This is a genomic window from Rhizobium sp. P1_E6 (assembly GCF_056405875.1).
Genome location: NZ_JBFUBG010000153.1, coordinates 1 through 8,086 on the forward strand (window position 1 = coordinate 1; position 8,086 = coordinate 8,086).

Sequence of the window (8,086 nt, forward strand, 5' to 3'; positions counted from 1 at the left end):
GGATGCCTGTCTACCGCTATGATCCGAAGGTCAATTTCAAGCAGGGCAGGAATACCAAAGTCCTGACGATACCCAAGGGGCCGAACGGGCCGGTCGGAAGCGTGTGGATTGATCTCACCGAACCGACTTACGRCATCCATGGCACACCCGATCCCGAACTCATTGGCAAGGTTGGATCGCACGGCTGCGTGCGCTTGACGAATTGGGATGCCGAGGAGCTCGCGGGAATGGTCAAGCCGGGTGTCATTGTCAAATTCATCGACTGACGCGACATCCCCATGGCTGAATTTGCAAAAACCCAGCTGGTCTCGAACAGGATGACCGAGCCGCCTTCTTGTACGATCACAGGATGTGCCTGGCGTTTTGGGACGCCGCGGTCATGTTGATGGGCGAAAACGTTGGGGACTTCGTCGGGCGATCTTCAGCGCGTCCGTTGAAGCGCCTAGACGCGATTGTCAGCGCGCGGCCAGTGGTCTCTGGCAGATACTCGGATGAACCGGTCGAGCGTCGCCCGCAATTCAGGGAGCGTCGTCAATGCGACCGCAATGAGCGGGGATCGCGGACGTGTGGTTCCGGACTGAAGTCTGAGCTTTTGCCGCACTTTTGGATCGTGCCATCTCCGTTCGCGGTTAGTTGAGCGACCGCGAGACGGCCCGCAGATAGGTTTCGGCGAGCTGGACCCGTTCCTCGGCGACCCTCAACAGTGTTTRCTCAAGCCGACGGGCATGAACCTTGGACATTGTCGGCTCGGAGCGCCAGCGCGGTGAACCGGGCGTAACTCTGATCCGTGGGCCGAGGCCCGGCCGGTACTGTGCGAGAGTAATGCCTGCCTTGATGAGGAGGCTTCTGATATCCGGACACCGTTCGGCAGCGATCACGACACAAAACGCCGACACCAGGAGCGATTTTGGAGCAGGTAGTTCGATCTCGTCAATCACGTCGTGACAGACGTCGTTCGCCTTTACGAAGACGAGGAATTCATCGATGAATTGCTGTGCCCTCTCAAGGGCGTCRCGCCCAAGATTCCCCCCTGAAACGAGCTCATAATCGCTTTCGATGATCAGACGCATTGCGATCTCCTTTGCGCAAGTAACGCGGCAGCGGTTTCTTGGTTCGGGAGCGGGCGGAAAAAGCCCACGAGGCGTTCTTTAGTCAGTTACGAAACCTATCGAAGGCACCATCATTGTTCGCCTGACCAGCCAATCCAACACGGAAGGAAGCACTGTCCTGGCAGGATCTGCAGACAGGCGCCTATTCATTCCGATGCCGCGGTTCCTGCTGTGTGCCGCTCTAAACCGGGTAGCGGAGGAGGATGGTACGGGCGGCTGCAACCTATCCTTGACTCCGATAGCCTGCTATCCGACAGTGCTGCCTGTTAGATCCATGGGGATTCAATGGGCCTCACGAAAGGCTTCACGATTGTCGGCAGGGCTGCAATTGCCGCCATCGTTTCAATGTTCCTTGCGCTCTCGCTTGTCTTGGGCTTCTGGCTGCATTCGAGCTACATGTCCGCCGTCAGGCGTGGGGAAGATCAGGTTACTGCCACCGCCAAGATCGTCGCCGCCAACGCGATCTGGATCAATTCGCTGGCGCGCCAGACCCTTCACCGCATGGACGATGCCTTCGGAACGGTGGAGACCTTGCCGGACGAGGAGCGCGTTCGAAGGTTCAACGCCGCGACGGCCGAATTGCCGACCACGGCAACCGCCTATGTGGTCGCTGCGGACGGGACCCTTCTTTATTCGACGGACCGGGAAAGCAGCCCCGCCGACATCGTCGACCAGACCTATTTCCGCCGCCTGGCCAATGGTGCAGAGGACCATACGTCGGCGATGACTGTCATGCGCAACACGGATCGCCACGTCTTCCTCTCGGCGGCGCGCATCGAGCGCAACGACAAGTTCGAAGCTGTCGCGATCCTGGCCTTTGATGTCGGGATGCTGCGATCGATCTGGGACGCTGCGTCGCTTGGGCCGGGCTCGACGGTGAGTTTCCTCAGGCGAGACGGCAAGCTGATCGCAAGGTATCCCGAGCCGAAAGAAGTCGTCGATCTCGGCAACTACATCCTGTTTACCGACTATATGCGCAAGGCAACATCGGACTCTTATGTGTCCGTGTCCCCCGTCGACGGGGTCGAAAGGTTGGTGGCATATCGCATCGTCGAGCGGACGCCCTTCGTCGCCATTGCATCGGCCGACACAGCGGCAATCCTCAAGCCCTTCTGGACCGATGTTTCGATTGCCGCGCTGATCGTTCTTCTGGCACTTTGTGCGGCAGTGGTCGGCGGATTGAAGATCCTGAGCCTCGCGCATGCGGACGCGCACCACACCGCAGAGCTTGCCGAGGCGCTTCGGACCAACCAGGTGCTGATGCGGGAAATACATCACCGGGTGAAAAACAATCTGCAGACCGTGATGGCGCTTATCAGGCTGCAGGGCTTGCGGCCGGAGACCGTCCAGAGGGTGAACGAGCGGATCGTCGCCATGTCGGCGGTGCACGAACAGATGTACGGCTTCGATCAGTTCAGCAGCGTCACTGCGCGGCAGTTCGTGCCAAACCTGGTTCGCACGTTGGTCGGGCTGCATGATCGCGAAATCCAGCTGACCTTCGAGATCGACGATATCAGGATCGATGCAGACAAGGCCACGCCATTTGCATTGCTGCTGAACGAGCTTCTGACAAACAGCATGAAATACGCCTTTGACGGTCGTGACGACGGACATATCCGCATCAGGCTGCTTGATCGCCCCGACGGCAAGGTCCTGCTTGAAGTGGCGGACGATGGCGTTGGATATGAGCCGGTTGCAGCGAAAACCGGCATGGGAAGCAGGTTGATCAAATCCTTCGTCAGCCAGATGGATGGGACCTACACCACTGAGCAGGCTCAGGGCACCGTCTTCACTGCACTATTGTCGATTGCCGTACGATGATGCGGGCGGTCTGGGACCAAAAGCCACGAGCGCCGGACATCCGGAGCGGCAAAATGCAGGACGGTCCGGTGCTACACGTCCTTTGACCTTCTGGCCAAAGTCGGAAGAAGGGCGCTTTCTGACAGTGCTTCCGTTGACAGCCGGAACTCGGCCGCGATCCGTGAGTTGATCTTCGGACAGAACAGAGGCGCGCGGATGCACGATCCTGATCACATCCTGAGTGAGGGTCGGCGTAGGCTTGCCGCACTTCGCGATGAACTCTCCCGTTCGCGACGATACATCGTGTCCGTTGTCAGGAATGAACCGTCAAACGACTGGCCGGCAGAAGACATGCGAACATGCGGGAACGTCGATGTTTGAAGGTTTCGAGCTTCAATATGTCGAGATTGCCGAAGGGTCGATCTGTATGCGCATCGGCGGCAGTGGACCACCGGTGCTTCTCCTGCACGGACACCCCAGAACGCACATGACATGGGGGAAGGTGGCCGACCTTCTGTCGCCATCCTTTACGGTCATCTGTCCGGATCTGCCGGGCTTTGGGCGATCCTATATTCCCGCCGACACCCACGACAGCCGCTATTCGTCGAAGCGGGCCAAGGCTGCTGCGCTCGTCGTCATGATGAAGAGACTCGGCTTTCACACGTTTGCCGTGGTTGGCCATGATCGCGGCAGCCTGAGTGCCTTTCGCATGGCGATGGATCATGCAGACCACGTCGAAAGACTGTTGATCATTGACGGGCTCCCCGTGCTCGAGCATCTGGAGCGGGCGAACTGGGAATTTTCCCGTGATTGGTATCATTGGTTTTTCTTTGCCCAGCCCGAAAAGCCCGAACGCGCAATCTCGGCCGATCCGCTCGCCTGGTACGACACGTTGCGCCCGGACGCGATGGGACGGCAAGCCTATGATGATGTCCTCGAGGCAATCTCCAAACCGCTCGTCGTCCATGGCATGATCGAAGATTACCGCGCCGGTATCCGCATCGACCATATCCACGACCGGCAAGACCGCGACGCCGGTCGCAGGATCGCCTGCCCGATGCTGTGTCTGTGGTCGCTGCGCGACGACCTTGAGCAGATCTACGGTGATCCGCGGGCGATCTGGAAGACGTGGGCAGATGACGTGCGCGGTTTCGGCATCGACAGCGGTCATCACGTAGCAGAAGAAAATCCGTCAGCGCTGGCGCAGGCGATTTCGGCCTTCCTGGGGCAATAAATGTGAAGCAGGAGCGCCCCGCGAAACAGACGCGCGCTGGGTTTGTTTTTCTCCCGGAAGGATGGGAAACAATGTCTCCAACACCCTACGGGGCGATCGAGAGGCAAACCGCCTGTGATGCCAAGGAATGTCGAGGCTCAAGCTGAGGCCCTCCTCGTCCGGTTGGGCAACAAGCGAGGCATCTCGCATATCAGCCAGAAGAAACCGATCGAGGCCACCTACCTGCCGATGCGAGACACCCATCTGGAGGTCGAGTAGCGATACCGGCTATGCTTTCGCCGCTTATCCGGGGGAAAGGTCAGTCTCATTCCAACTTGGCATTGCAAGTTTCCTACCCTGGATTATTTGATAGGGTTCGAAAGAACACACCGGAGTGTCCGTTGAACAAAACCCGGCCAGCGCTCCTTCTCATTACGGCATCGCTCATTCCGGTCATCATACTGGCGGCGTTGATGGGAAGGTTCTTCATCAAAGAGCAGCAAGCCTCTCTCGACGACGATATTCGTGGTCGGGCAGCGACGCTGGCCGCCACGCTTCAACGTGAACTCAAGAGCCAGGTCCAACTGCTCTCGATCGTCGCCGATTCCCCCCGCCTCGACCCTCCGATTCCGCGCGCCGCATTTGCCGAGACTGCGCGGCGCCTGCGCGATCGGGTGCCTGAATGGGAGCAGATCCGGATCTCGAACGAGAAGGGCGAAGTGGTTCTGTCGTTTCCGCCGCTCGATCCGTCAGCCGACACGCGCGTTGTGGATATGGAAAGCCACGACGCCCTGGTTCGCACGGGTGCCGCAGTGGTCGGCAATATCGCCATCGGGCCGAAAGGCCAGGCTGCCTTTGCGCTGAGAGCTCCGATCCAGAGGAACGATCGTTTGAGGGCCGTTCTGTCGGTGGTGATCCGGCCGACGATCGTGACCAAACTGCTTTATGCCAACGGACTTCCAGGGTCCTGGTCGGCCTGGATCGTCGATGGACAGGACCGTCTGGTGGCGTCGACCGGCGCTCCCGCACTCGCCGGTAATCCTGCCACCGAATTCGCAAGCTTTTCCGGCCAGGACTTCGGCGCGGCGACTCTCCACGACGGGATGGAGCTTCGGGTCGCCGAGGTCGCGCTCGCTGACACGCCCTGGCGGGTAAGAGTTGGCCTGCCGGTCGCCGATTATGAGCGGCTGGCGCGCAACGCCACCATGCTGCTTGCCGCGGCGAGCTGTTTCACGCTCCTGCTGTCGGGCTCGGCTGTATTTCTCTTTTATAGGGAGGTGCGCGCCAGAAGCCGGGAGTGGGAAAGCGTGGCCAATTGGCAGCGGATGGATGCGCTGGGAAAGCTGACGGGGCAGGCGGCCCACGATTTCAACAATCTGCTGATGGTTTTCCAGTCCGGGGTGGAGGGCATCAAGAGACGGCGAAACGACGAACAGCGCGTGACGCAGCTTCTGGCGCATATGAGCGATGGCGTGGCTCGGGGAAAGGCGATCACGCAAAGGCTGCTGTCGTTTTCGAGACGTTCCAACCAAGGCGCCTCCCAGGTCGAGCTCGACGGCAGGCTTGCCGAACTGTCTCCGCTGCTGCGCCAAGCCGTCAACGACACGATCCTGATGGAGATCAGGGTGCCGGAAGATACCTGGCCGGTTCACGTCGATCCTGCTGGGCTTGAAATTGCTCTGATCAACGTCCTGACGAATGCACGCGAGGCCATGACGGGAGGTGGAAAGGTGACCATTTCCGCCCGCAATGTGCTCGACGGCGCCACGGAGGATGCCGGGCTGAAAGGACCATTCGTCGCGCTGACGATTTCCGACACCGGGACGGGTGTCGCCCCGGAAAATCTCGCACGGGTGTTCGAGCCGTTCTTTTCTACCAAGAAGAATGGCGGCCCAGGCCTTGGGCTGACGCAGGTCCACAGTTTTGCCAGCGGCAGCGGCGGTGCAGTCAAGGTCGCAAGCCTTTCAGGCCACGGCACCGCCTTTACCTTGCTTCTGCCGCGATCAAACGAGCCGCGGGCGGTGCGTGCGGATTCAGCCCCTTCGGCAAACCTTCCCCGTACGATCATGATCGTCGACGACACGCCGGCATCCCTGGAATCCGTGCGAATGGCGCTCGACGAAATCGTACCGACGATCTTCGTAGCAGCAGGCGGCCCCGAGGCGATCGAGATCCTGGACCGTCATCCTGAAATCGAGGCGGTCGTCAGCGACATCATGATGCCGGGCATGTCGGGGATCGAGCTTGCCGAGGAGATCCGCCGCAAAAACGCGTCTCTGCCCGTCGTGCTGATGACCGGCTATAGCGACAGGCTGGAGGCCGGTACGGAAGTCGGACGGCCAGTCGTCCCCAAGCCTTTCAAGATCGAGGATCTGGCCGCCTGCCTCGAGAAGGCGAAAACTTCGGTGACCCAATCGGCAAACGTCGTGCGTCTGGAAATTCCGACGAAGGGCTGATCAGCGTCTATCTCCGTGCGGGTTCGATGCCGTCTTCACCAGGCTCAGCACGCGCTCGTGGCTGTTTCCCGTTCCCGTGCCGCCGGCGATCACGGCCCCCTACGGTTGTGGTGAGAAGATGTGACAACATGTGAGCAAAATCCCTGAATTGTGGCAAGTGTTCGCCAATTTCGATGAACATATGCTCATGGCGGCTACACAGAGCCGCTTAATAGGAAAACTACCATGTCTATGCTTCGTAAGATCGCCGCAACGGGCCTGATCTCTCTGACCCTTGCAGTTGGCTCCATCGCAACAGTAACGCCCGCACTTGCTCATGGCGGGGGAGGAGGTCACGGAGGGGGAAGTCATGGGGAAGGGGGGCACATGGGAGGATTTGGTATGGGCCATTTCGACAGGGAGGGAAACCGCGGTGCGTTTTTTGCCCACGACCGCTTCGATGGACGGTTCAGGGACCGCAGTCCTATCTTCCTGGGTAGCAACGATGACTATGATCGCTGCTATTGGCAATGGAACGATGAGCGCTCCGGGCATCCAGTCAGAACCGAGGCATGTTACTAGTCGATGCGAAACATAAGGTCGTTCTGACGAGACGGTGACTGGCACGAACCAAAACCAGCAGTCGACCGAACGTGACCTTCTGGTTCAAACGCCGCCGCAGCTTTCTTCGTGCAACGCTGCGGCACCGGCGATCGCTGGAGTTTAGGCCAAGGTAACGTCTGGAATGTGAGCGAAGCTTCGATGGCTTGAAGAGCTCGATGTCCTTCACAAATCAGCGACGTTGCGTCCACAACTCCCCAAACTCAATCCATTTGCCTGGCGCGGTTCGAATACGACCGTGCTTTCAAGCGATATAAGGCCCAATCAATGTCAACGCGAAATACCCTCAGCTCCGGACATCATGTCGTCGATATCGACGGAATTCAGCAAAGCTTTCATGTCGCGGGTCAAGGGCCGGTTATAGTAGTTCACCCCGGCGGCCCGGGCATCCACTGGCAATATCTCCGCATGGGTTTTTTGGAGCGTCATTTTACCATGCTGTATCTTGAACCAATCGGTACAGGTGGTTCAGGCCGGCTTGCTGAGCACCCCCATGGCTATACCGTCGAACGCTTCGCGAAACAGCTCGGCAGCTTCCTCGAAACACTCGACCTGTCCGAAGTCGTTCTTCTCGGTCATTCCCACGGAGGATTCGTCATCCAGCAACATACGATCGAGCACCCGGATCGCGTATCGGCAATGATCTTGTACTCGTCGTCGGCTGTGACGGGGAGTGACTTCATGACGGCGGCTGCAAACGGGGTCCAGAGCTTTGCCGATCGCTATCAGGCGGAGGGGCCTGCAGTACTGCGAGCCTGGCAGTCGGTTCCGAACATGTCGAGCGACGACGACTATACCAAGATCATGCGCGACCTGCTTCCCGCTTACTTTGCCGACGGTGTTCGTGAGAAGCTTGATCTTGAAGCACTGCGCTCACGGATAAAGGCGACACTTCTCATAGGTAACAA

Annotated in this window: 6 protein-coding genes; 5 read left to right on the forward strand and 1 reads right to left on the reverse strand. The window is 59.1% G+C overall.

The features are described 5' to 3' along the window. Positions 1–266: L,D-transpeptidase (locus AC1D35_RS33815; RefSeq protein WP_477942230.1), on the forward strand; the 266-nt coding region annotated here is incomplete at its 5' end. 363 nt (positions 267–629) lie between these two features. Here AC1D35_RS33815 and AC1D35_RS33820 read toward each other — a convergent pair. Further along, positions 630–1,070 carry a hypothetical protein gene (locus AC1D35_RS33820; RefSeq protein ID WP_477942232.1) on the reverse strand — a complete coding sequence of 147 codons (441 nt, stop codon included), beginning with the start codon at positions 1,068–1,070 and terminating at the stop codon, positions 630–632. A 324-nt stretch (positions 1,071–1,394) separates the two neighbouring features. On the opposite strand from AC1D35_RS33820, the gene AC1D35_RS33825 reads away from it, so the two are divergent. The 4 genes from AC1D35_RS33825 to AC1D35_RS33840 form a co-directional block, all read left to right on the forward strand. Further along, complete coding sequence (locus AC1D35_RS33825; protein WP_113510229.1) at positions 1,395–2,930, forward strand: histidine kinase dimerization/phosphoacceptor domain -containing protein; 1,536 nt, start codon at positions 1,395–1,397, stop codon at positions 2,928–2,930. A 352-nt stretch (positions 2,931–3,282) separates the two neighbouring features. Then, a complete protein-coding gene (locus AC1D35_RS33830; RefSeq protein ID WP_477852089.1) occupies positions 3,283–4,143 on the forward strand; it encodes an alpha/beta fold hydrolase in 861 nt (286 codons plus the stop codon). Between the two features lie 380 nt (positions 4,144–4,523). Continuing rightward, on the forward strand, positions 4,524–6,578 hold the full coding sequence (locus tag AC1D35_RS33835; protein ID WP_477852087.1) for a response regulator: 2,055 nt from the start codon (positions 4,524–4,526) through the stop codon (positions 6,576–6,578). A gap of 867 nt (positions 6,579–7,445) precedes the next feature. After that, positions 7,446–8,086: alpha/beta fold hydrolase (locus tag AC1D35_RS33840; protein WP_477942235.1), on the forward strand; the 641-nt coding region annotated here is incomplete at its 3' end.